The 23,703-nt window shown below is 49.1% G+C and carries 21 protein-coding genes; 12 read left to right on the top strand and 9 right to left on the bottom strand.

Going from position 1 to position 23,703, the window contains the following annotated elements:
- Positions 1-14: 14 nt before the first annotated feature.
- Genes ACSQ8P_RS34300 through ACSQ8P_RS34285 form a run of 4 tightly spaced genes read right to left on the bottom strand, consistent with a single transcriptional unit; the run spans position 15 to position 3,299 of the window.
- Positions 15-1,043, bottom strand: coding sequence for an aliphatic sulfonate ABC transporter substrate-binding protein (locus tag ACSQ8P_RS34300; RefSeq protein WP_436239223.1), 1,029 nt, complete (start codon positions 1,041-1,043; stop codon positions 15-17).
- Between the two features lie 36 nt (positions 1,044-1,079).
- Positions 1,080-1,835 (bottom strand): ABC transporter permease, encoded by a 756-nt coding sequence (locus tag ACSQ8P_RS34295; protein ID WP_436239222.1) that lies wholly within the window; start codon positions 1,833-1,835, stop codon positions 1,080-1,082.
- Positions 1,768-2,607 (bottom strand): ABC transporter ATP-binding protein, encoded by an 840-nt coding sequence (locus ACSQ8P_RS34290; RefSeq protein ID WP_436239221.1) that lies wholly within the window; start codon positions 2,605-2,607, stop codon positions 1,768-1,770. Before ACSQ8P_RS34290 ends, ACSQ8P_RS34295 begins: the two co-directional genes overlap by 68 nt.
- 26 nt (positions 2,608-2,633) lie before the next feature.
- A complete protein-coding gene (locus ACSQ8P_RS34285) occupies positions 2,634-3,299 on the bottom strand; it encodes a Crp/Fnr family transcriptional regulator (protein WP_436239220.1) in 666 nt (221 codons plus the stop codon).
- A gap of 254 nt (positions 3,300-3,553) precedes the next feature.
- Here ACSQ8P_RS34285 and ACSQ8P_RS34280 point away from each other — a divergent pair, with 254 nt between their 5' ends.
- Complete coding sequence (locus ACSQ8P_RS34280; protein ID WP_436239219.1) at positions 3,554-4,588, top strand: ion channel; 1,035 nt, start codon at positions 3,554-3,556, stop codon at positions 4,586-4,588.
- A 76-nt stretch (positions 4,589-4,664) separates the two neighbouring features.
- On the opposite strand, the gene ACSQ8P_RS34275 is transcribed toward ACSQ8P_RS34280, so the two are convergent.
- The 3 genes from ACSQ8P_RS34275 to ACSQ8P_RS34265 all read right to left on the bottom strand — a co-directional run bounded on the left by ACSQ8P_RS34275 (position 4,665) and on the right by ACSQ8P_RS34265 (position 7,489).
- Positions 4,665-5,846 (bottom strand): cation:proton antiporter, encoded by a 1,182-nt coding sequence (locus ACSQ8P_RS34275; RefSeq protein WP_436239218.1) that lies wholly within the window; start codon positions 5,844-5,846, stop codon positions 4,665-4,667.
- Between the two features lie 64 nt (positions 5,847-5,910).
- Positions 5,911-6,189: a hypothetical protein gene (locus ACSQ8P_RS34270; RefSeq protein WP_436239217.1), complete on the bottom strand. Its 279-nt coding sequence runs from the start codon at positions 6,187-6,189 to the stop codon at positions 5,911-5,913.
- A 19-nt stretch (positions 6,190-6,208) separates the two neighbouring features.
- A complete protein-coding gene (locus ACSQ8P_RS34265; RefSeq protein WP_436239216.1) occupies positions 6,209-7,489 on the bottom strand; it encodes an ArsB/NhaD family transporter in 1,281 nt (426 codons plus the stop codon).
- 222 nt (positions 7,490-7,711) lie between these two features.
- On the opposite strand from ACSQ8P_RS34265, the gene ACSQ8P_RS34260 reads away from it, so the two are divergent.
- The 5 genes from ACSQ8P_RS34260 to ACSQ8P_RS34240 all read left to right on the top strand — a co-directional run bounded on the left by ACSQ8P_RS34260 (position 7,712) and on the right by ACSQ8P_RS34240 (position 15,580).
- Positions 7,712-8,545 carry a DUF72 domain-containing protein gene (locus ACSQ8P_RS34260; RefSeq protein ID WP_436239215.1) on the top strand — a complete coding sequence of 278 codons (834 nt, stop codon included), beginning with the start codon at positions 7,712-7,714 and terminating at the stop codon, positions 8,543-8,545.
- 478 nt (positions 8,546-9,023) lie between these two features.
- Positions 9,024-9,392, top strand: a complete 369-nt coding sequence (locus ACSQ8P_RS34255) for a DUF2294 domain-containing protein (protein WP_436239214.1) — start codon at positions 9,024-9,026, stop codon at positions 9,390-9,392.
- A gap of 396 nt (positions 9,393-9,788) precedes the next feature.
- A complete protein-coding gene (locus ACSQ8P_RS34250; RefSeq protein ID WP_436239213.1) occupies positions 9,789-12,146 on the top strand; it encodes an FdhF/YdeP family oxidoreductase in 2,358 nt (785 codons plus the stop codon).
- Positions 12,147-12,149: 3 nt separating this feature from the next.
- Positions 12,150-12,959 carry a formate dehydrogenase accessory sulfurtransferase FdhD gene (gene fdhD / locus ACSQ8P_RS34245; RefSeq protein ID WP_436239212.1) on the top strand — a complete coding sequence of 270 codons (810 nt, stop codon included), beginning with the start codon at positions 12,150-12,152 and terminating at the stop codon, positions 12,957-12,959.
- 95 nt (positions 12,960-13,054) lie between these two features.
- Positions 13,055-15,580: a trypsin-like peptidase domain-containing protein gene (locus ACSQ8P_RS34240; protein ID WP_436239211.1), complete on the top strand. Its 2,526-nt coding sequence runs from the start codon at positions 13,055-13,057 to the stop codon at positions 15,578-15,580.
- A gap of 165 nt (positions 15,581-15,745) precedes the next feature.
- Here the strand turns inward: ACSQ8P_RS34240 and ACSQ8P_RS34235 are convergent, their stop codons facing one another.
- Both ACSQ8P_RS34235 and ACSQ8P_RS34230 read right to left on the bottom strand, forming a co-directional pair.
- Positions 15,746-16,624: a (2Fe-2S)-binding protein gene (locus tag ACSQ8P_RS34235; RefSeq protein ID WP_436239210.1), complete on the bottom strand. Its 879-nt coding sequence runs from the start codon at positions 16,622-16,624 to the stop codon at positions 15,746-15,748.
- 522 nt (positions 16,625-17,146) lie between these two features.
- Positions 17,147-17,965 carry a pirin family protein gene (locus tag ACSQ8P_RS34230; RefSeq protein ID WP_436239209.1) on the bottom strand — a complete coding sequence of 273 codons (819 nt, stop codon included), beginning with the start codon at positions 17,963-17,965 and terminating at the stop codon, positions 17,147-17,149.
- A 164-nt stretch (positions 17,966-18,129) separates the two neighbouring features.
- Here ACSQ8P_RS34230 and ACSQ8P_RS34225 point away from each other — a divergent pair, with 164 nt between their 5' ends.
- The 6 genes from ACSQ8P_RS34225 to ACSQ8P_RS34200 all read left to right on the top strand — a co-directional run bounded on the left by ACSQ8P_RS34225 (position 18,130) and on the right by ACSQ8P_RS34200 (position 23,700).
- The gene (locus tag ACSQ8P_RS34225; protein WP_436239208.1) at positions 18,130-18,546 is read left to right on the top strand and encodes a BlaI/MecI/CopY family transcriptional regulator; all 417 of its coding nucleotides are present in this window, start codon (positions 18,130-18,132) and stop codon (positions 18,544-18,546) included.
- Positions 18,547-18,548: 2 nt separating this feature from the next.
- On the top strand, positions 18,549-19,388 hold the full coding sequence (locus tag ACSQ8P_RS34220; RefSeq protein WP_436239207.1) for a M56 family metallopeptidase: 840 nt from the start codon (positions 18,549-18,551) through the stop codon (positions 19,386-19,388).
- Positions 19,389-19,505: 117 nt separating this feature from the next.
- Positions 19,506-20,036, top strand: a complete 531-nt coding sequence (locus tag ACSQ8P_RS34215) for a DUF2231 domain-containing protein (protein ID WP_436239206.1) — start codon at positions 19,506-19,508, stop codon at positions 20,034-20,036.
- Between the two features lie 260 nt (positions 20,037-20,296).
- The gene (locus ACSQ8P_RS34210; protein ID WP_436239205.1) at positions 20,297-20,551 is read left to right on the top strand and encodes a hypothetical protein; all 255 of its coding nucleotides are present in this window, start codon (positions 20,297-20,299) and stop codon (positions 20,549-20,551) included.
- A gap of 265 nt (positions 20,552-20,816) precedes the next feature.
- Positions 20,817-21,521 carry a response regulator transcription factor gene (locus ACSQ8P_RS34205; protein ID WP_436239204.1) on the top strand — a complete coding sequence of 235 codons (705 nt, stop codon included), beginning with the start codon at positions 20,817-20,819 and terminating at the stop codon, positions 21,519-21,521.
- The gene (locus tag ACSQ8P_RS34200) at positions 21,499-23,700 is read left to right on the top strand and encodes a histidine kinase dimerization/phospho-acceptor domain-containing protein (protein WP_436239203.1); all 2,202 of its coding nucleotides are present in this window, start codon (positions 21,499-21,501) and stop codon (positions 23,698-23,700) included. The genes ACSQ8P_RS34205 and ACSQ8P_RS34200 overlap by 23 nt, the downstream gene beginning before the upstream one ends.
- Positions 23,701-23,703 lie beyond the last annotated feature (3 nt).

Raw genomic sequence — 23,703 nt, 5'->3', positions numbered from 1 at the left:
TCAGCAACTTATGGTTATTTTTCTTTTTTAACTTCATTTAGAAGCGATAAATCCAGGAATTTGCCAAAATCCAGCTCTTCCGCTTTCACTTTTAAGTACCCTGCATCAAAAGATGTTTTGGCCTGCTCGTTAATATCCTCTAACGTGATATCTTCTGTTAGCTTCAAGTGATCAATGGCTGCTTTGATGAGCGCAGGGTCCATCCCTTTACCAGTTAATTGCTTCAATTCATCGCTAATCAGATCATAGGCTTTGCTCGGGTTTTGCTGAATGAAATCGATCGCTTGTTTGTTGGCTTTCACGGCTTTTTTGGCCAAATCACGGTGATCCTTCAGAAACGTGTCGCTGGCTACGAGAATCGTTAACGGATAGTTCCCGTCTTTTGGCGGGATCTTGTTCCAGTCGACTAAAATTGTACCGGAACCCTCTTGGATGATCTGTGTACCCCAAGGCTCAGCAATTAATGTGGCATCTACTTCTTTCTGACGTATCGCAACTAACGTATCTGCTGGAGCACGTGTAACGATTTGCACACCCGAGGTATCGGTAGATACTTTCAGCCCTTCCTGTTTAAGCAGCAAGCGAAGGGACAGATCCGGCGTGCCTCCTTTGGCAGCGACTGCTACTGTTTTGCCGACGAGATCCTTCACGGAATTGATGCCTGCGTCCTTACGTGCAACTAATACTGCGCCGCCGTTATTTGCACCAGCAATGACTCTGATATTTTTGCTTTTCAAATATTGATTGATGACAGGTCCTGGTCCCACGTAGCCAATATCAATCTGGTCCGTTGCAATCGCTGTTGCGAAGTCTGCGCCATTGTCAAAAGCCGTGACGTCAATCTTGGCATTTTTACCAAAAGCGTCCTGAAAATAATTGTTTTGCAGGGCAATAAATCCTGGAGCATGGGTGACATTTTTCAAAATACCAATTTTCACAGTCGTACTGACAGCGCTTGAAGCGGTTTCTTTGCTCTGGCCGCAAGCGGACAAAACCAACGATACAACTATAACCAAACTTATGATCCAACCTACTTTTTTCACACGAATTCCCCCTTATTTGGTTCTAGACAACGCCATTTATTTCTTAAGCTGAAAACGAAGCACGATGCGATCCTCTAGTTGTTTAAAACAGAAATGATCTGAAATGGTCCCGATTACCGCGATGATGATGACGACGCACAGGATGGTTGCCGTATCGCCAAGTCCGCGTCCATCCTGCAGCATTTGCCCGAGCCCCACGCCTTTGGCAATCAATTCGCCGGCTACAAGTGCCCGCCATGCGAAGGCCCATGCGACCCGAATCCCCGTTATCCAATGGGGAAATGCCGCCGGCAGCTGCACTTGAAAGAACAAGCGGTAGCCGCTGCCTGTTCCCAGCATTTGCGCAGCTCGCAGATGAATCGGCGAAATATTCATGATCCCTGTGCGGCTTGCCATCGACATCGTCCATGTCGCACCAATAGTCGTAATGAAAATGACCGAAGTGTCATTGAGTCCGAACCAGATAATTGCGAATGGAAGCCATGCGATACTCGGGACGGTCTGGAGGGCAACGACGACAAAGCCAAAGGTTTCGTCAAAATACCGATATCTTGCGAATAAATAGCCTAATAGCGTCCCGATCCCAATGGAAATGGCAAATGAAATGAGTAAGCGACGAAGACTAGCCCCAATGGCGTTAAGAAGATGCCCATGTGCAAACCCATTATAAAAGGCCTGAAAGGTTTGTAATGGTGAAGGAAACTTCCAACCCCACTGGAAAATCCTAAATCCCAACTCCCATATGATCAGCAGAAGAATTAGAAATAGTGTTCTTCTTAAGGCTGTATGCATGGCCAAGCTCCTCTCTGACTACCTTCTCGAGCTCATCCGTCAGAGCTTCCATAATTTTATTTTCTAGAGCATGAATGAGCGGATCGCTGTTTTGATGAGGCCTTGCCGCTTGTACGGCAAATTCCTTCTTGACCCTGCCTGGCTGCGTCGCCATCACAACAACACGATCTGATAAAATGACGGCTTCACGAATGTTGTGTGTAATGAACAAGATGGTTTTACCTGTTTTAAGCCAAATCTCTTCCAAATCTTTCAGTAAAATAAAGCGCGTTTGCTCATCCAGCGCCGCAAAAGGTTCATCCATTAAGAGGATGTCAGGATCCATAACGAGTGCTCTGGCAATTGCTACTCTTTGTTTCATCCCGCCGGACAGCTCATGCGGATAACGATCGATGAACTTGCTCAAGTGCACGGCTTTAATCTGTTCAGAAGCAAGTGCATAGCGATCTTTCTTGGATAGTCCTTTTTGCTTCAAACCGAAGGCCACATTATCCAGAACGGTAAGCCACGGAAACAAACCGTGTTCTTGGAAAACCACTATGCGATCGGCTCCTGGCGCAGTAACCTTTTGCCCACCCACCGTAATCGTTCCGCTGCTCACTTGTTCGAATCCGGCAATCAGGTTGAGAAGCGTGGACTTCCCACAGCCTGAAGGTCCTACGATGGAGACGAATTCTCCCTTCCCAATGGTGAGAGAAACTTGATCTAAAGCCGTATAAGAATTACCTTTGTGCTGTGAAAAGGATTTATTCACATTGGTTATCGTAATCATAGGGTTGGCCTCCAGGGGGTGTTCGTCTATATGTCGGTGAAGAAACGGTTCGGATGATAGACGACGATCTTCTTTTTGGCGTAATCGATGAGTCCTTTATCGCGCCATTTGTTCAAGGTTTCCGTGACGGTTTGTCTGCTGCAGCCAATGACATAGGAGATCTCTTCATGACTGAGCGGCACCTGAACCTCGAGCTTCTCTTCGGTCGGTTTACCTAGCTGCAGGAGGAACCAAGCGAGCCTCCACGCGACGGGGCGGGAGATTAAGGTTTCGACCATTCGCTGTGTTTGCAGGAGTCTTCGAGCGCCTAGAACGGCAACGGAATAGGAAAACTCCGCATTCTCCTTGGCCAATTCGAGAAATTTCCGACTGTCTAGCGTAAGGATTTGGCTGTCCACTAGGCACTTGGCATAGCGCTTCCGAGCCATGTTCGTCAACACTTCCGCATTGCCGAAAACTTCCCCCTCATAGCGAAGAAATAAGGTGATCCCTTGCCCCTCTTCGGAAGATTGGGAAATCTTAATTAATCCCGAAGCCACATAATAGGCACCGCTTGGCAAGTCATTTTCCTGAAAAACAAATTCATTTTTCTTGTAAGTATGACTAATTCCATGTTTTCGAAAAGCCTCAATCATGACTTCCTTGGTAGGGTCCTTTTCCCGAAGGTCGGCCAGCTCATGTAATTGGTCCATAGGATCATACCCCCTATTTTATTTAGCAAATAATGCGCATCTCTTTAATGCCGAGTATTCCAATCTGTTATATGTATATTATCACATGATTTCGAGTTAAAATGTCGGATTCCCGACAAAAATAAAATATTTCGTTAGATGATAATCCACAGGAGGAGCTAGTCCTTTAAGAATCATTCATCTGAAAGCGTTTTTCTTGATATACTAAATGAGTTGGTTGTAAATGTTAGGGGAGTTCCCGTCAGGAGGTCACCATGCTCTTCTTCTCCAAATTCCTATTGCGTTTGATCCGTTGGAATAATCTCTTTGTTTTTGGCGTAGCTGTACTGTTCATTGGAGGGAGTTCTTTATTAGCGTATGAGCTTGAGCCTGACACCTTCGAAAACCGATTTAACGGCTTATGGTGGGTAATGACCACAGTTACGACTGTCGGCTATGGCGACTTTTATCCACATACCGTTGCAGGCAAGTGCTTAGGAATCGTCGTTTACATCTTCGGGATCGGACTCATTTCCATTACGATTAGCAAAGTCGTAGATGCCTTATTTGTATATCAGCGGATGAAGGAGGAAGGGAAATTGAAGTTTGCGGGAACGAACCATTTTGTCATTATTGATTGGAGTCAGCATGCAGAGAATGCGATCAATGAAATTCTGAACTCAGATCCTCTTGTAGAGGTTGTACTTATAGATACACTGGAAAAATCGCCAATTCAGCATGACCGTGTGCATTATGTGCTTGGCAACCCGCAGCTCGTGGCAACACTCGAAATGGCGAATACGGCGAAGGCAAGAGCAGTCTTCATCTTTGCTGATGAGGTGACACAGTTCCAGAATACGATTCGAGATCCCGCTTTCGTCGATGGCAAAACATTGCTGGTCGCCACGACCGTCGAGCGCAACTATAACCACGTATACACGATCGTCGAGATTCGGGATAAGCAAAACCTGCCCAACTTCCAGCATATTCGCATAGATGAATTCATCTTTGGCAGTGAAACGATTTCCCAGCTCGCGGTACGCTCGGCGTTTAGCCCAGGCACATCGAAGATTCTTACACAGCTGCTGACGCGCACACCTCAGGGTGAGGACCTCTACGAGATTCCTACACAGGCGAAGTGGGTGACGTTTCATGATGCTTTTCAGGATTTGCTGCAAAAGGGTGCCACGCTGATCTCAGATGGGGAGCATCTGAATATCAATAAGAGGCTTCATGAAGAGATTCCGCAGGGGGCTAGGCTTTTCGTGATTTGTGATAAGGAAACGTACGGACGGTTGACGCAGAAATAGAAGAAGAGCCAGGAGGGGGTTTTTCACCTCTTGGCTCTTTCCTGTTTGTGGAGGGGCGGTAAGTTATGGTGTGCTGCTACTTCACTTTCAAAACCGCAACTAATCGGCTCAAGGTCGTCCCTTGAACTAGCAGCGAGAACACCACATTGCTGAAGGTCATCGCGAGCAGCAAGTCGCGGCCCTCAAATGCTGGGGACACGCCCAGCAGGAGGGCTATCGACAACGAACCCTTGAGTCCGCCCCAGGCGATGATTGGTTTCCATGTTTTAGGCATGTTGCGATCCAGAGCAAGACTCACATAGACGGCGATGAACCTCGCGAGGAGAACGATGACGATACTGCCGCCAATCTCACGCCATTTGTCCGTGAAGTCGATATTCGATATTTCCAAGCCGACCATGAGGAAAATAAGCGCATTACCAATAAAGGCGATGACCTCCCAGAAGGAGTCCATTTTTTCCAGCGTGGTGTCGGACATGCCGATGTTTTTTCCGTAGGTGCCTAGCAACAGACCAGCGAAGACCACGGAGATCACACCGGATAGATGGAACATCTCGGCAAGTTCGAATACACCATAGAATAACACAATGGAAAGGCCGATTTCGACGAGATAGTTATCGATGCGCGAGGTGATTCTTGAAGCTAAGAAGCCGCCGATAATCCCGATTAGCATCCCGCCGAGCACAACTTTGGCAAACTCCAGGGTCCCGTTCATGAGACTGGACATGCTGAGCATCGAGGTGACTAGCGCGATTTTGAAAAGGACGACGGCGACGCCGTCATTGGCCAAGCTTTCGCCCTCGACGATGGTGGATAGCTTCGAATTGAGTCCAAGCGATTTGAAAATACTGAGCACAGAAACCGGATCGGTGGCCGCCATTAGGGCGCCGAATACGAGCGATTTTTGCAAGGAGAGATCTAAGAAAACGGAGCAGAGCACCGCTACAAGAACGAAGGTGATCAATGTGCCTAGCAAGGAGAGCAGTAAGATGGGGCGCTTGCTCTCCCTTACCTCGTGAAAGTGCAGTTTGATTGCTGCATCACCAATGAGGGCTGACAAGAAAATAAGGATAACCGTTGTTTGGAACACGTGATCGGATGAGATGTAATCTTTGAGCTGAGACATAGCAGGAATGGGGAGGAGCCCAAGCAGTAAGCCAGCTATGACGAGCAGCGTAGGGTAGGGTTGCTTTGTTTTATCAGCCAAATACGCAATAGCCACCGCGATGGCAAGCAGGACGAGCCAGTAGTGAATCATGTTAGTTCCTCCTTTTCTTCTCGCCTGAGTGTTCCTGTTGTGTAAACAGCTTTAGCCGACTTAGCTACACCCAAGTGACACTAGTCAAAAGGCGATGCTTCATAAGAGAAAGGATAAAGGCCTCGTAATAATCCTTGCGGACAATGAATTGGTACTCCTGATTCTTAAAAGCGTAGAACAGTACATCCGTAATGACATGGTTATGTTCGAAATCATGCTGAATGTCTTTCACCCGTTGATCCATAGAGGCGTCCTCGAGAATGTGAATTCGAAATTCTATATCTTGGCCGTTGGCTGTTTCACTGAGTTCGATGGCTTTTTCGTCAAAAGTGTACCTTAACATGAAGCGCGCCTCCTCTTTTTTAGATCAAGTACCTGAAATAAATGTATAAGCTGGACAGCACGATTGAGATGAGCATCAAAGGAAATCCATATCTCAAATATTTCATGAAGGTGATCGGATAGCCCTCTTTCCCTGCTAGGCCAGCAACAATCAGGTTCGCACTCGCCCCAATCAACGTGCCGTTGCCGCCCAAACAAGCGCCCAAAGCCAGACTCCACCACAGCGGTTCTAAATTGTTGACGCCTAGCGTACCCATTTCCTGAATCAATGGAATCATGGTAGCTACGAAAGGGATGTTATCGAGGAAAGCCGATGCGATCGCACTCAGCCACAGAATCAGCATCGAAGTTGCGAGCTCATTGCCACCTGTCAATTCGATCGCGTGCACAGCTAATTGGGTAATCACGCCTGTTTCCACAAGTCCAGATACGAGCACGAAAAGCCCAACAAAGAAGAAGATCGTAGGCCACTCGATACTCGCGAAGGCAGGCTCCAGCATATGCTCTCCAGTCAGGAGAAGCAGTAGAAACGCGCCACTCAGCGCAACCGTAGCCGATTCCAAATGTAAGCTCTGATGCAGGAAGAAGCCTAGAATGGTAAGGGTCAGAACGATGAGGCATTTCCACAGCAGCTTGCGGTCCGTCAGCATCGCGTTCTCATCCATCGCCATAATACTCGCTTGCAGCTCGGGGGTAGCGTTGATTTGCTTCCCGAAAAGCAGCAGGAACAATGGGATATAGGCCAGCATGATAATGATCGCAATAGGTGCCAGATTGTTAATGAAAGCCATGAACGTAAGCTCTTTCACAGCGCTGCCAATCATAATATTCGGTGGATCGCCGATCAGCGTCGCTGTCCCTCCAACATTGGAGGCAAGAATTTGTGTGAAAAGGAACGGGAAAGGATGCACGCGAAGCTGTCTCGTAATGCTCAGAGTGACAGGGACCATAAGAAGGACGGTCGTCACATTGTCCAAAAAGGCAGAACAAACGGCTGTGATGATTACGAGCGCTATCAATATGCTGCGGGGCTTCCCCTTGGCAAGCTTTGCCGCCTTCACGGCCACATATTTGAAAAGCCCCGTCTCCGCTGTAATGCCCACGATAATCATCATTCCGATGAGCAGGCCTAGCGTGTTGAAGTCGATGTGATGCAGAGCTGTCTCTTGGCTCACGATACCAAAAACAACCATCAGCACGGCACCGATCATGGCGATAATGGTGCGATGGATTTTCTCGGAGATAATAATCGCATAAATAAGCAAGAAGATGCCGATAGCCCAGTAAGCTTGTAATTCCATTAGATCTGCCCCCATTAACTTTATTTCAGGATTTCCATAATTGTCCTGAGTTATGTGTGATAAACGACCCGCAGTTCCCTGAAAAAGACAAAAAGAGCCCGCTGTTGGCAGGCTCCTCCGGGTCAATCCATATATAAAGTAACTATACCTGCCTCATTGGGAGTTGTAAAGAAAAAGTCATTTGGTACAATAGACATAACGTTTTATCTCGGGGTGATGATAGTGATCAATATCGGTTTGGCGGGTTGGGGTGACCATGACTTGGGCGGGAGCAAAGGGAAGCTCATGACATATGGTGCCCATTTTCCGATAGTGGAGGTAGATACCTCATTCTACGCCGTTCAGCCTGAACGTAATTATGCGAAATGGGTACAAGAGACTCCCGAAAATTTTGGGTTTATTATTAAGGCCTACCAAGGGATGACTGGCCACCTGCGGGGAGAAAATCCTTTTGCCGGTGGGGCTGACCAGATGTACGAGGCGTTCTTGCAGTCGATTCGCCCCGTTCAGGAAGCGGGGAAGCTAAAGGCTGTACTGTTCCAGTATCCACCTTGGTTTGCGTGCAACAAGGCGAGTGTGGATGTGATTCGGGAGGCGAAGGCGAGAATGGGCGATGTGCCTCTAGCGCTGGAGTTCCGCCACCAGAGCTGGTTCACGGAGGACATGCGTGACAAAACGCTGGCCTTCATGAAGCGCGAGGGCTGGATGCATAGCATCTGCGATGAGCCGCAAGCAGGAATTGGATCCGTTCCGATCGTCTTGGAGGCGACGCATCCGGACATGACGATGGTTCGCTTCCACGGACGGAATACCGGGGGATGGGTGCAGACGAACGAAGCCAACTGGCGCGATGTGAGGTATCTGTACGACTACAATCCGCAGGAATTGTTGGAGTGGAAGGTGAGGTTGCTCCGCTTGCAGGAGCAGACGCGGGAGGTGTGCATCATTTTCAACAACAACTCAGGTGGACATGCAGCAGGGAATGCGAAAACGCTGATGAGCATGTTGGGTCTGGACTACGAGGGGCTTGCACCGAGGCAGTTGGATTTGTTCTGAAGGGTTACAAAGTTACGTTCTGTCGCTGAATTGTCGAAGTCAATGCTGTCTGGCTAGACGACTTTTGATAAAATGGGTTGTATGAGCAGACAAAAGGGGTGTGTGATAGGTGGTTGGTGCAGTTATTGGAAGTGTGATCGCGATTATCATCGTGATTGGGCTAACGATTTGGATAACGAAGAAGGCTTACTCTCGTAAGTGGGAAGATGATGAATAGAGCTAACAGAACGAGGTTCCGCTATTGCGATAAAATGATGAATTTGTAGGAGATGCGGAATTAGCGCCTCCACGTTCCGCAACTTAGCCCGAAGGGCTGTTATTGCTGAAATAGAGGGACGCCGTTCCGTATGAGGACGTGGCGTGGCAGGAGCGTGTCAAAAGCGTCACAGGTGACCAGTAGTGGAGCTTGTGAGGAAGGTTGTCAGGCAAACGCTTTCTTGCTATGATGGGGACAGATCATGTAAAAGGTGGCTGACCAATGAATCGCATGGAGGCCGAATTCAGTAACCTGGTAAAAGCTTATCGTAAGAAGCATATGGGCAAAGGGCCAGAACGCGTGACGACGACCTTCTGCAAAAGCTGGGCGATCTGCGAAATGGCAGGAAACCTTTCTCCAGTAGAAAAGTTTATGGCGAAGACCGGCGATGGCAGGCAAATGCTCCGCACGGCACGCACAGAAATGGTCAAAGAAATCTATAAGGATCATCCCCCTGTAGAGATGGAAGCGCTGCTCGGCGCGAAGTTCATTCAGCTGTTCGTTGATATCGATATTGCTCAGGATGTGGGGATGTCGGTATTCGTCTTTGATGAGGATTTGGAAAAGAAGTTCGGTACAAGACACGGATAACTAACCGCTCGTACATCTACATATACATAAGTAAGGTGCTTGGCACTTGGTAGCGAACCTGCCGGAGACTAACCACTGTGAAACAACTCGAGACTCTTCTCGTAAAGAGGGGCTTGGGGTTGTTTTGCGGTGGTTTTTTGCTTCTAAGGAGCTGAGTAGGAATTGTTGTGAATAGGCAACCTTTTGGCGAGAAATACGCTGCAAACGTCGGATATGGCAGAAATAGTTGCAGAATCGCACGCATTTCTCACAAACATGCGAATGAGAGAATAAAAGGTTGCACATTCGCATTTATTTGGGGGGACGGGTGGTGCGATTGGGGAGATATGGGTGGAACAAACAAGACAAACAAATATAAACCAATTAAATACATACACGCAATGGGAGGCGTTCAATTTGGGGAAAACGAAGCACACAGGGCCGATCAAGCTGCCTGCTAAGCCAGATCCTAAACTATGGGTCAGTAAGATACCGTTCGGTCTCGGTAAAGTTAAGCCGAAGCATATTCGAGAGACGGCTAAAATTGCGTGGCAAAATCGAGATAATCTGCCCTATGCGGTGAGGATTCTGACACAAGGAGTGTGCGACGGCTGCGCGCTAGGTGTGTCAGGGCTTTACGATCAGACGCTGGCAGGGCCGCATATCTGCACGACCCGGCTGAACGTCCTGCGGCTGAATACGATGCCTGCCATCCGAGAGGAGCTGCTCCATGCGGACATCGACGAGCTCAGCCGCTTGAGCTCCACCGAGCTTCGCCAGCTCGGGCGTATTCCGTATCCGCTTATCCGTAGGAAAGGTGAGCGACGTTTCAGCCGCGCTACCTGGGACGAAGCACTGGAGACGATTGCGTCGAAGATGCGCGGGTTGAACCCGAAGCAGATGGCGTTCTACTTAACGGCGAGAGGGATTACGAACGAGTCGTACTATGTGGCAGCGAAGGTAGCGAGATTGCTCGGCACGAACAACATCGACAACGCTTCGCGCATCTGCCACTCACCGTCGAAGACGGCACTGAAGCGCTCCGTAGGCGTGGGCGCATCGACGTGCAATTACAAGGACTGGATCGGCACGGACGTCCTTGTGTTCTGGGGGAGCGTGGCCGCGAACAATCAACCGGTCTCGACAAAGTATATGTATGCGGCCAAACGTAAAGGGACGAAGATCATTGTCATTAACCCGTACTACGAGCCGTCGATGGAGCAGTACTGGATTCCTTCGATTGCCGAATCTGCGTTATTCGGCACCAAGCTGGCCGACGATGTGTACCAAGTGAACATCGGCGGAGATATTGCCTTCATGAATGGCATCATGAAGGTGTGGTTCGAGATGGAGGCGCGCGAGCCCGGCTCCGCTGTTGACCATGCGTTCGTGGCTGCGCACACGAACGGCATAGAGGAGCTGCGCGCCCACGTGGCGCAGCAGGATTGGACGACGCTCACGCAGTCGTCCGGTCTCACCCGCGAGCGCATCAGCGAGCTCGCAGCAATCCTAGCGCGTGCCGCTAGCGCGGTATTCGTGTGGAGCATGGGGCTCACACAGCACCGCTTCGGCACGGACAACATCTCGCAGGTGGCGAATCTCGCCCTCCTGCGGGGTTTTCTCGGCCGCGAGCACTGCGGGCTGATGCCCATCCGCGGCCACAGCGGTGTGCAGGGCTCCGGCGAGATGGGCGCCGATCCCTTCTCCTTGCCGGGCGGCGAGATCAGCAGCGCCGCCGACCGCAAACGCATCGAGCAGCTCTGGGGCTTCGAGCTGCCGAGCTGGCAGGGTGACATCGTCGGTGTCACCCTCGAGAATACGCTCTTGCCTGAGGAGCAGGAGCGGAAGCTCCGGTTGTTTTACACATCCGGAGGCAACTTCCTCGAGACGATGCCGGACCCGGAATTCGTCCGCACAGCGCTAGAATCAGTGGATGTCCGTGTCCACCAGGACATCATCCTCAACACCTCCACGCTGCTCGACGCGCGGGAGGCCGTAGTGGTGCTGCCCGCGATGACGCGCTATGAGCAGCCTGGGGGAGGCACATCCACCTCGACGGAGCGGATGGTGTACTTCTCGCCCGAGATCGCCGGTCCCCGCATCGGAGAAGCCCGTGCGGAGTGGGACATTTACGTCGATCTCGCCCGCCGGGTGAAACCCGAAGCCGCAGCGCTGCTTGGCTGCGGCTCCGCGGAAGCGATCCGCGCGGAGATCGCGCAGGCCGCGCCGAGCTACGACGGCATCCAGCACCTGCGGGAGCGCGGGGATGTGTTTCAGTCAGGCGGCGCGTGGCTGTGCGAAGACGGCGTCTGTCCGACGCCGGATGGCCGCGGCCGGCTGCTGCCGATCGAGCTTCCGGAGCTGCGGAAGCCGGAGGGGCACTTCGCGGTGACGACGCGCCGCGGCAAGCAGTTCAATTCGATGATCTACAGTGACGTCGATCCGTTCAATGAAGCGGAGCGCTATGACGTGCTCATTCATAAAGAAGATGCGAAGGGACTCGCCTTAAACGAAGGGGAAGCAATCGTGGTCTACAATGGTTTCGGCAGCATGCATGGCAGAGTGAAGCAGGCAGATGTTAAGCAGGGCAACATCGAAGTACACTGGCCCGAGGGCAACAGCCTAATCCCCAAAGGGGTGTATGAGCCGTTTGCCGGCATTCCAGAGTATAACACGGCTGTCATCGTTGAAAAGGCAGAAACATATCACGCCCACAAAGATACGCGTTATGTAGAGAAGCGCATTTTAGAGCTGGAAACCGAAATGGAGGGATGAGCCGTGGATGATGTAGAGTTTCCATCGCCTGCGACCACAACTTGGTCGATTCACCGCTATAACGGCTCGGAGGTGCTTCCTGCGGAGGATACGATTGCCATCGAAGCGCCTCTGACGATTCTACTCGATGGTGAAGAGTTTGCCACACTCGTCTATACACCAAGCGACACGGTGGATTTGGTCACGGGTTTTCTGGCTTCCGAAGGGATGATCCGTTTTGTAGATCAGATTGAATCTCTATCCCTCGAGGAGGATCGCGGCTTCGCCCATGTGAAGCTGCGCCATCTTCATCAGCTGAGCCGTCAGATGGTGTCCAAGCGATTCATCGGGTCCTGCTGCGGGAAAAGCCGTCAATTTTATTTTCACAATGATATGCGCACAGCCAAAACGGTGACAACGAAGCTCCGTCTGACCATTCCGCAATGCTTTCATCTGATGAACGAACTGCAGGAGCAATCTGCGGAGTTTCGACTTACGGGTGGATTGCATAACGCAGCTTTGTGCACGCTCAGTGATCTCCTGGTTACACGAGCAGATATCGGCAGACATAACGCGCTTGATAAAATATACGGACATATCCTTCGGGAGCGGATTTCGGTTCGGAATAAGGTCCTCGCTTTCAGCGGAAGAGTCTCTTCCGAGGTTGTTTTAAAGACATCGAAAATCGGCGTCGGCCTCCTTTTGTCGAAATCAGCACCAACCGATCTAGCTCTCCGACTCGCTCAGGATCTTGGCATTACAGTGGTTGGCTTCATTCGGAAGGACCATTTAACCGTGTACACGCATCCCGAACGCATTGCAGAATGTCGATAAAGTTACCTTTTTGTGGAAATATTTATATTGTCTCTCTACCAGAATTGTGCTAGATTCTAGCTATTGCCAACTTTTGTTAAGAGAGGAACGACATAATGGGGAATTGGAAAATTTGGATGAAAAAAGGGAGCATTTCGCTGGTCGCAGCTTTCGTACTTGTGACGTTTGCACAGCCGATGACTTCGCATGTTTATGCCGCTGAAATTAACGCAGAGATTCCGCAGGTTATCGAGAAAGCCTCGCCTTCCGTTGTCGCCATTATAGGAAAACCATCCTCGGAGATGGACAAGTCATTAGAGAAAAATCGTTTTAACCTTGCACACGGGACGGGTGTCATTGTGGCCTCTAACGGTGTGATTGTTACGAATGCTCATGTGGTGAAAAATATGAAAAATATCGTCGTTGTGACCTCCGAGGGGACAACCTATCGCGGGCATGCTTCGAATATTGATGAGGAGAGCGATCTGGCACTTGTCAAAATCGATGCCTCAGGCCTCCAACCGGCCACCTTCGCATCCTCCTCGGACATCAAAGTTGGTGAAACGGTAGCTGCGATTGGTACGCCAATTTCGTTCGCTTTACGCAACTCGGTAACAGTCGGTATTGTCAGTGGTCTAGATCGCTCGGTGAGCTCGCAGTATCAACTGATTCAAACAGATGCAGCTATTAACCCAGGCAACAGTGGGGGCGCTTTGATCAATATGAAAGGCGAAGTCATTGGGATTAATACGATGAAATACGCTGATATTGGCGTGGAAAATCTCGGATTCGCTATTCCTGTAGATACGGTGAAATATGTTTTGAAGCATTTTGAACAGTATGGCAAAGTGAAGCGCGCTTATACAGGGCTGGAATTAGAAGAGAGCTGGGAAGCCGTTGTTGGTTTGCCGAGCTCGACGGGGCTCCGAGTGACCTACGTGGACGCGGATTCACCGGCGGCAGAGGCGGGAATTGAACAAGATGAAATTTTAGTCTCTGTTGGCCCTAACTCGGTCAAAACACTCGTGGATTACAACGAGGCGATTAAAAAGTATTTGCCAGGCCAATCCGTGGATATTAAGCTCCAATCGGGAGGCGCGACGCTGACCAAAACTGTGAAGCTAGGCGAGCACCGTAGTGCAGAAGCGACGTTAACGGAGGATACTGATGACGGGAGTTCCTTGGACGCGGACAGCGGCAAAACGAAGATTGGCGACAGCCATTTCAGCTGGTCCATGAAGTACCCGGCGGGTCTTGTCAAAAGACAACAATCAGACGACGGTGATTCGGTAAGTTTCGTTGATGCGAAGGGCGAATTCGCGCTTTCTATTCATGTAGATAGCGACCAAAGTGATGAGCTGTCATCAGCAGCTCTTTTGAACAAAATCGCAGGTGAGGATAGCAGTGAATATTCGGGTTATGGGGATAGCGCAACGATTCTTGAGCGTCAATATGTGAAGCGGGCAGAAAGCCCCTATGCCAAAATCGTGAGCCGATCAGGTGAAGATGGCTATATCCAGACGCGAGGCTACCTGCACGGTGGTCGTTTGTATACGGTGAAGCTCTATGTAACCAAGGAACAATACACGAATCGTTCCAAACAAAACAGCTATAATGATCTGTTAGATAGCTTTAAGCTTGCTTTTAATACGGCGGATAACTCTCTGAAGGATATTTCCGTGTTTAATTCCGATGATGTGACATACACGAGTGAGTATGGGTTATCGATTGATTTGCCTGCGGATTGGGAGCAGGATCATCGTGGAAGCAATTCCTTTTACAATGAGGACTATTCGCAAACGCTCCATGTTTATGTAACCTCGGCGTCTTCAGGCGATACCCTGTCGGATTGGGTTGGCCGGGAGATTGATGAGTTTGAAGCCCAATACAGGGCGGATTATCGTCGTGTAGACAAGCCAGTAGAGGTGACCGTAGACGGTGTGCCAGCATGGCAGGTAGATTTTGCGAGTTCCTTAGGAGACGAGTGGTTTGCAGGAAGTTCCCTATTCTTCATCAAAGACAAGTACAAATATGAAGTGCAAATGACCTATCCGCAAGATGATCAAGGTGCTGAGCTGGAGAAGATCTGGGATAACGTGGTGGCGTCAATCTCCGTGGATAAAGAAACGATGGATGGGGAGCTTGGCTTCATACAGGATTTAGATGAGCTTGCCGATCCGGATCGTACATCGCTGTACAAGAACGAGAAGTTCAACTATACCGTGCGTATCCCGGAAAATTGGACAACGAATCGCTCCTACGATGGTAACGATCAGGCGACGAAGTCCTTTACCTTTACAGGTGGTTACTTGCGTGTAGAGGCAGACAGCAAGAAGGCCTACACCGAGGTCTTAAAGGATGCCGAAGAGGAGCACAAGGAAAGTCACACTAATGATAGTGACTACACGTACTCGTCAGAAGACGTTACGCTTTTCGGTGATGTTAAGGCGAAGAAGTACACGGTGAGCTATTCGAAAGCGCACATTCCGTATGCCGAAACGGTATATGTATTTAATCGCAAACAAGTCACATATATGGTGACGCTTCGTATTGATGCTGCGGTCAGCACCGATGCGAATGTCGCGCGGCTGAACAAGGCGTTTACTTCGTTCACCTTTGTGAACGGAGCAGGCGGGAAGTAGGCTTTCAAGGGTGATGAAAAAGCAGCGGGAATCCGCTGCTTTTTTTGAACAGCGCCGTCCGCCTCACCAGTATCACCCCCAACCCAACCGAACGTCCTTCCAACTTGCTAAACAAGCTAAAGCCCCTGAGGAAAATTCCTCAGGGGCTTTGAGTATAAGGTCCTCTTATCCAGCCGTAGCTGATCTGGCCTGCTTGCTTTTGATCTCAATGAACATTTCCTCACGCTGCGACTCTTTGAGGATCGGGCAATTGAAGCATTTTGTTCCTTCTTCACGGCGGTAGTACATGCAACAGGAGGAGCGCATCAGAATTTTTTTGCCTTCTTGATAAGGGCTATCTATGTACTTCGGCTCATGGACGAACGGATGTACCTTGCGACCAAAAACATCTGCCGTCAACTGTTTCGTTAACACCTCATAATCAGCAGAGAACTGTTCGCGGACGTGGGGACGCGGGTCATTTTCCAAAACATAGTCACGTACGAATGTCATGCGCGCAGCAAATTGATTCCAGATCATAGCCTGATTCACTTTCGCTTGCTCTGCGATGACCGTGATGACAGGACCGATGAGGGTTGAGAACAACTTACGCATCTCCAACTCAATGAATAGGTCGCGATCTTCTGTCGGAACTTCCTTCCATTGTACGTTGACAATCTTATATCCGACGTGCGCATGGTCGCCATGATTCTCAACTTCAAGCGCGAGATGATCTAACTCCAAATCCAACCATTGATTGTACTGAGCAAGAAACAAGTGAATCGTAGCCACCAGATTAAAAAGCGTGAGTCCCAAGTACGAAGCAGAGATGTCCAACCCTTTGCCGCGGAGCAACGTTTGCCCTTGTTGCAGGACATCCAGCATCACGGGTCCATCTAGGAGCTGCCGTGCAGGAATGTGCAGGAGGGGTTCTTCCATTCCTTTAGGTGAAATATGAAAGTACATTTCAACTAGCGAAAAATCGACGTTTGTTTCGATGGGCATCGTCAGCACGCTCCAATGTATAAGAATGATTATCGTTATCATAATAATTCCTTTGATCATACGAGATGCGCGACGAGAGTGTCAATTTGGTTTCTTCCAAAAAAGGAAGGTGGTCCTAAAAATACATGGAAAAAGCCCATGTATTTTGGGACGATATCACAGAACTGCGAGGTTAGATGGAAAAGATCCAGCTAATTTCTCGAATTTTGGGTTTTTCGGGCAGGTATGTGTGATATTAGCTGTATGTTTTCCATTTATTCCTACAAAAGAGGCGGAAAAGCTCAGAATAGATGGAGGAAATCCAGTTATTTAAGTGGGGGGACTGGCTAGCTGGAGATGGTGTTAGTGTGGGTGGGATGAAGTAACTGTTGGAGCTGGTGTTGGTGTTAGAGAAATGAAGTAAATGCCGGAGATATGGTGTTGGCGTTAGAGAAATGAAGTAATTGCTGTAGATAGTGTTGGAGTTGGTGATATGAAGTAATTGTTGGGGGGGAGGAAAGCGGATGTTTGCTGAGAAGTGAAGATCCTAAATAACACAACACCACCCCATCCATGTGGACGGGGTGGTGTTGTGAAAAGGGCTTACTTCCGATACAGGGCATAGCCTGGATCTTCCGGTACGTCGATGGCAATGATCCGCAGGCCTTGCTCGCTGCCCGCCAACAGGTGAAGAGCTTCGCCTTCACCCACCGCTTGCGCTACCACAAAATCCTTGTGGGACAGGTTCTTCCGTTCTTGCTCTTGCCCTTGCTCTTGCCCTTGTTCTCGATCCAGCCCACGCCCCACCGCGGCAACGCTCCCCGCGCCTTCCCCGCGAATCACGAGGAGGGCTAGCCTGCGTCCCAGCGCCAAATCATAGCTAAACGCCGCGCCAGGCCCCAGCTCCCAGTCATACATCCGCACATCCGTATCCAACTGGATAGGAGCATCTCCGCCGATCACTTTTTTCACGGTTGTACCAGCAGCTTGGCTAACGGGGAATAGCTCATGCTCGTATTGATGATAGGTAGCTGGCTTCTTCACAGTCTCGCTCAAATGCGGCTCGAACCAAATCTGCATCGCCTCGCTGCCCGCTCTGCGGAAGGCTTCGGAGTGATAAACACCAGAACCCGCTTGAATCACTTGTGCGCCGCCGTTCGTCACGGTTTCCAAGGATCCGAGGGAATCGCGGTGCTCGACGAGTCCGTCGATCACGTACGTGACGATTTCGAACGCCTTGTGTGGGTGCATGCCGATTTCCGATACATCGGATGCTTTGCCCCATGCCCAGTAGAATAAAGGTCCGACACGATCTACCGCTGTCTTTTCGCCGGGGAAGCTGATGGCCCGTTGTTCGACGAATTTGCCTCCATCAAATGCACCAACGCCTTGTTCACTAGCCGAATATATATGAATACGCATGAAAACAACCCCTTCACTATATAATAATAAACAACTAACTTTATGTAAGTATTATATCGTCTTTTACCCTTTATGTCAAAAGTATTTCCTCAAGCAACACGGTGCATCTTGACTTCCGCACTATGATCACACTACAATTTATAGTGTAAGGAGTGTGGCCTAACGTGAAAATGCAAAACTTTAAATTAAAGGAAAGCGGACTTAACCGCTTTTTCGGTCCGCTAGAGTCCAAAATTATGGAGATTCTCTGGACCAGCCCCTCGGAAATGACCATCAAAGACGTCCAACAGAAGCTGGACGAAGACAAAGCGATTAATTTCAATACCGTGATGACGGTGATGAACCGCCTCGTGGACAAAAAGATTTTACAAAAGCGTTCTGTGGCAAGGTCGTTTCACTATAAGCCTGTTGTACCGATTGAAGAGTTCATGGACACGCAATCCAAAGAACTGACGTACGACCTCATTGAACAATTTGGCTCGATGGCAGTTACCCATATGGTTGATGCGCTCGATAAAGTGGATCCGGAGTTGCTTGACCAGTTGGAGCAGCATATTCTACTTCTGAAAAGGGATCGATAACGATGAAGGAATCGCGATTCAAATGGCTGTACGCGGCTGCGCTGGTGATAGGAGGCTCGATCATATGGCAAATGGTGGCCTTCCTCCTAGGGCATATGTTACACTTACGACCCTCTCGCAATCTATTTGATTTGTGTATGATTCTCCTTCACTATCTGCATCTGCCAGGGCACGTGCCTATGACCTTAGTCAACCTATTGATCCTCTACACGATGGGGACGATGGTTTGGTTAATCGTCAAGCACAGCTATGATGTGGTCAAGGCGAATAAACTCGTGAAAAGATATCATGACGTGGCTCTTTCCGCAGCCTATGCAGAGAGTTTCTCGTTAAACGTACAGCAACTCCAAATCGTCCGCTACAAAGCACCACTTGCCATGACCATCGGGTTATGGAAGCCGCGTATACTCGTCTCGACGGGACTTATGGACATGCTGGAGCCTAACGAACTTCGTGCAGTGATTGAGCATGAGAAATGCCATGTACAGCACCGGGATCCTGCGGCGATATTCCTGTTGGCGCTAATCTCGAAGTCGATGCGGTATATCCCTATTTTTGAATGGATTGCGCACAAATATCCGATGATGATCGAGCTCCGCGCGGATAAGTATGCCATCGAGCGGATGGAGCAAGCGACAGACCTAGGCAGTGCGCTGCTAAAAATGCTCAAACAAACCTCGAAACCGCGGTTTCCACTCTCACACGCTTCCTTTGCGGAGACTTCGATGAATGTGCGTATTCAGCATATTTTGGACCCCGAGAGGGAAGTTGCCCTGCGCTGGCCGCTTATTCGGTTGGGGATTTCTGCACTTATCTTTATATTAGTCATGGGGCTTATCTAAATAAGCCCTTTTTCGCATGCCCAGATGAGGCTTGTCTGAAAACAATTGACAACCCCTCTATTTAACACTACAATTTGTAGTGTAATCTATTTTCCGGTATATAAAGGAGAGAATAACATGGACTACATAACGAAAAATCTACATTTCATATTTACACACGTTCCAATTGCACTATTAATTTTCAGCTTTGTTTTTGATGTGGCGGCCCTTATTTTTAAAAAGAAGGAATGGCACTCAGCAGGTATGCTTTGTCTTGTCGTTGGGGCACTCGGCGCGATTGCCAGTGTTCTGACAGGGCCGGAATCACGTAACGCGCTGGTTGGCCCGCATGAATTTTACGCGCAGCTAACGATGATCCTTGCTATTGTACTAGCAGTAGTACGCGTAGGCTTGCTTGTTTGGAAAAAGCTCGAGCTAGGCCGCAACCCAATCTTTCTCGTTGCTTCTCTTGTCGCGGTACTTCTCGTTAGCTACACAGGGCATCTTGGTGGCAAAATGGTTCATCGCGACATGCAAGGAGGTCCGGGCATGATGCAGGGTGGACCTGGCATGCAAGGAGGACCTGGTGGTCAGGGAGGCCAGGGGCAACAGGGGCAAGGACAGCAGCAGCAACCGGGTGGTCAAGCGTCACCTGCACCAGCCAAATAATAATATGAATAGTAAAAGGGATGTCCGCGCTGAACAGCTGCTGGATATCCCTTTTTTTGCTGGCTGCATGTTAGTCAGAGAGCACACCCAACGAGCTCGTTCAACTAATACGTTGATGAGTGAAAGAATAGACACCTTTCGTGTGCTTATTTCTAGGGCATTACCATGGGATAGCGGGTAAGCTTACGAATAAAATTGCCTCATATACCTAATCCTAGCAGAGGTACTACATATCCTTTTAAGGAGGCAATGACCACAATATGACAAAGGTAGACTCAAGCTTACAATCGCAGAATCCCATCTCATCCGCACAAAATTCCGTCGATAACGTTCACCAGGCCGTAAACCATGCCCTATCTCACCCTACAGCTCAAACGACGGAAGAAGCTCAAAATGCTATTTCCAAGGCCGAAAATGCCGTAGCGCAGGCGTCTCTTCAATCAGACAGCCCCGCGGTACAGCAAGCGATGGAATCCTTGGATGAAGATAAGGCAAGGTTGGCGAATTTGGAATAAACGCATTTGGCAAATGAAATGCATGAAGAAAGGCCGTATCCCCGTAGTTCACAACTACGCTGGAAACGGCTTTTTTGCATGTGAAGTCGTACAGACCTCATGATGAAACGGGCACTTCCGTGCTACACTAAAAAGACGAACAGTTTGTGTCAGACTTGTCTTCATAATTTCGTAAGAATTATGGTAACTATTTTGTAAATAGTGTCTATTATCATTAGGCTAGTACGGTGGGTTGAAGTGAGATGAAGAAAAAGGGTGCGTGGACGTGACGAAATACCAAGTGCTTGTCGTCGATGACGATATCGACATTCAGGAAGCGATTGAGATTTATTTGAAAGGCGAAGGGATGGAAGTCAGCAAAGCGAACAACGGCCTAGAAGCACTGCGTGTACTGGAGGAAAAGGAAATCCATCTGGTCATACTCGATATTATGATGCCGAAGATGGACGGGATTCAGGCGACATTCAAGATTAGAGAGAGCTGCAATGTCCCGATTCTGATGCTTTCCGCCAAAACAGAGGATATGGACAAAATTATGGGCTTGAATGTGGGCGCTGACGATTATTTAACGAAGCCATTCAATCCGCTGGAGCTGATCGCCAGAGTGAAGTCGCAGTTAAGGCGCTATACAACGCTAGGACCCATTGGTTCGATGGAGAAGACGGCAAACGAGGAATTAAGTGTCCGCGGCCTCGTGCTCAATCAAGTCACCAAAGAAGTCACAGTCGATGGTGAGGAAGTGCGTATGACGCCAACAGAATTCAAAATATTGGAGCTGTTAATGGTGAATAAGGGACGTGTTTTTTCCATCGATGACATTTATGAAAAGGTGTGGAAAGATCCCGCCTTTAATGCCGAGAATACCGTCGCAGTGCATGTGCGCAGAATTCGCGAGAAAATCGAAATCAATCCGAAAGATCCGAAATATTTAAAGGTGGTGTGGGGTGTTGGCTATAAAATGGAGAAGTAAATCACTCTCACTGGTGCTGCTATTCGGTGTTTTCATCATGTGGACACTGACTTTATTCGCGGCAACGAATGTCTATAAGAACAGCGTTTACTTCGGTGAAGACGCTTATTTCAAAAGCGGGGCATTCGCGAGGGAAATGAATTCCGTCTATGAGAACATTCAGTTGTATCATCTGGAGGCTTCGCATTTTAGTGAGAAAACGCCAGAAGAGCAGCTAGGCAATAATGACTATTATAATGTGAAGCGTGACGCAGAACGAACGATACAGGATCGCTTCAACAATTTGCAGGAGAAGTACGGATCGCGTATAGATAATGCTCGAAATCGTAATGACAATGCAGAGGTAGATCGACTGGAAGCTGAAAGAGATACGAAAATTGCGGAGTTGAATAAGGAGAAAGAGGCCGCTTTTGAACAAAAGCTTAAAGTGGCAATTACGGCTAAGCAAAAGCAATTCATGACAGCCAAGACGAATTTGGATAACCGTCTCAAATCACTTTACTACGTCGTGAAAAACTTGAAAACGGGCGAAACCTATAGTAACATCGCGCCTGAAGCGCTGCAAAAATTGCGGGATCAGCAAGCGTTCATGTATACACTGACATTACCCAAACTGGATGAACCGAACAGAATATCTTACCCAATGAATTATGATCAGGTCAATGCTACGTACTACATCTTAAAACCATCGCAAGGCTCGGGCATTATTCAGGCGGATTATCTCTCATACCAGTCCATGAAGCAGCAAGCGACAGCAACCGTTTACTTGCTCGCAGTACTTGTGGTTCTAACCATCGCGCTAACCTACTTGGCAAGAAAATATCGGGTAGATAACATATCGCTGATCGATATCCAAACGGTGGTAAGGGAACGTTTCCCGCTTGATGTTCGGGCTTGGACAACTTTTATTGCGGCTGCTGCACTGTTCGGTATCCTCTTCGATGCTGAGCTATATTACTGGTCCCCGACCTATATAAGCTTATATCAAATAATGATCGTCCTTATCGCATCCGCTTTACTTGTCATTGTGTGCAGCGGGTTTCGCGGTGCAGTCGCACTGCTGAAACATCCGGACAATCTCGCCATGGAATGGAGAAATAGCTTAACCGCATCATTCTGGCAAACCGTGAAAGATACGCTGGAGCAAAGAGGCTTGCTGTTCAAGCTGCTAGTCTTTATGGCGATCATCGGGATCATGGGCTTCTTGCCCGTGTGTGTAGTTGCTTCTAGCGGAGAAGAGGCTGTTATCGTCTTTACGTTCGTCTGGTACATCATATTCCTGCTCGTGGTACTGCCTTATATGATGCGGAAGATCAAGCAGCTTCGTGCCATTATCAAAGGCGTGGAACAAATGTCGCAAGGCAACTTTGATGTGACCCTCCCTGCCAAAGGGAAAGGCCAACTGTCCCGGATGGCGATGAACATTAACAATTTGAAGTACGGCCTGCAACTTTCGCTCGAGAAACAACGCGTCAGTGATCGTCTTAAAACAGAGCTGATCACGAATGTTTCACACGATTTGAAAACACCGTTAACCTCCATAATCAATTATGTGGATTTGCTTAAAAAGGAAGGGTTGTCCGCTGACCAATCCACCCACTATCTCGAGGTACTCGATCGGAAAACGCAGCGACTTAAAGTCCTTATCGAAGATCTCTTCGAGGCGTCGAAGATGGCAAGCGGAGCAACAGAGCTTCATTGGGAAAAAGTCGACGTCTCCGCCTTGCTGACACAGGCCTTAGCGGAGTTCAGTGACAAAATCGAGGCGTCCACACTGACTTTCCGAGTGAACGTGCAAAGCCCGCATATGTATGCGCTGCTCGATGGCAAAAAAACGTGGCGCGTCTTCGAGAATCTCATCGGCAACGCTTTGAAATACGCCTTGCCAGGAACGCGTGTTTACGTAACGTTGACGGAAGATAGAGAGCGCGTCACCTTTATCATTCAAAATATTTCGCTCCACGAGCTCAATTATGACGTAGAGGAGCTGTTCGAACGCTTCAAACGCGGCGATCAGTCTCGCGGAACCGAAGGCTCCGGCCTCGGCCTCGCCATCGCCAAGAGCATCGTTGAGCTGCAAGGCGGCACACTCACGATTGACATTGATGGCGATCAATTCAAGGTTATTGCCGAATTTGAGAAACGCGATGTGCTGGCTGCGCAGCAGGAATTGCTTTAGCTA

This window comes from Paenibacillus sp. LjRoot153, from assembly GCF_964253085.1.
Lineage (GTDB): Bacteria > Bacillota > Bacilli > Paenibacillales > NBRC-103111 > Paenibacillus_E.
Note: the sequence above shows the minus strand (reverse complement) of the source record. Positions and strands in the feature narration are given on the sequence as shown.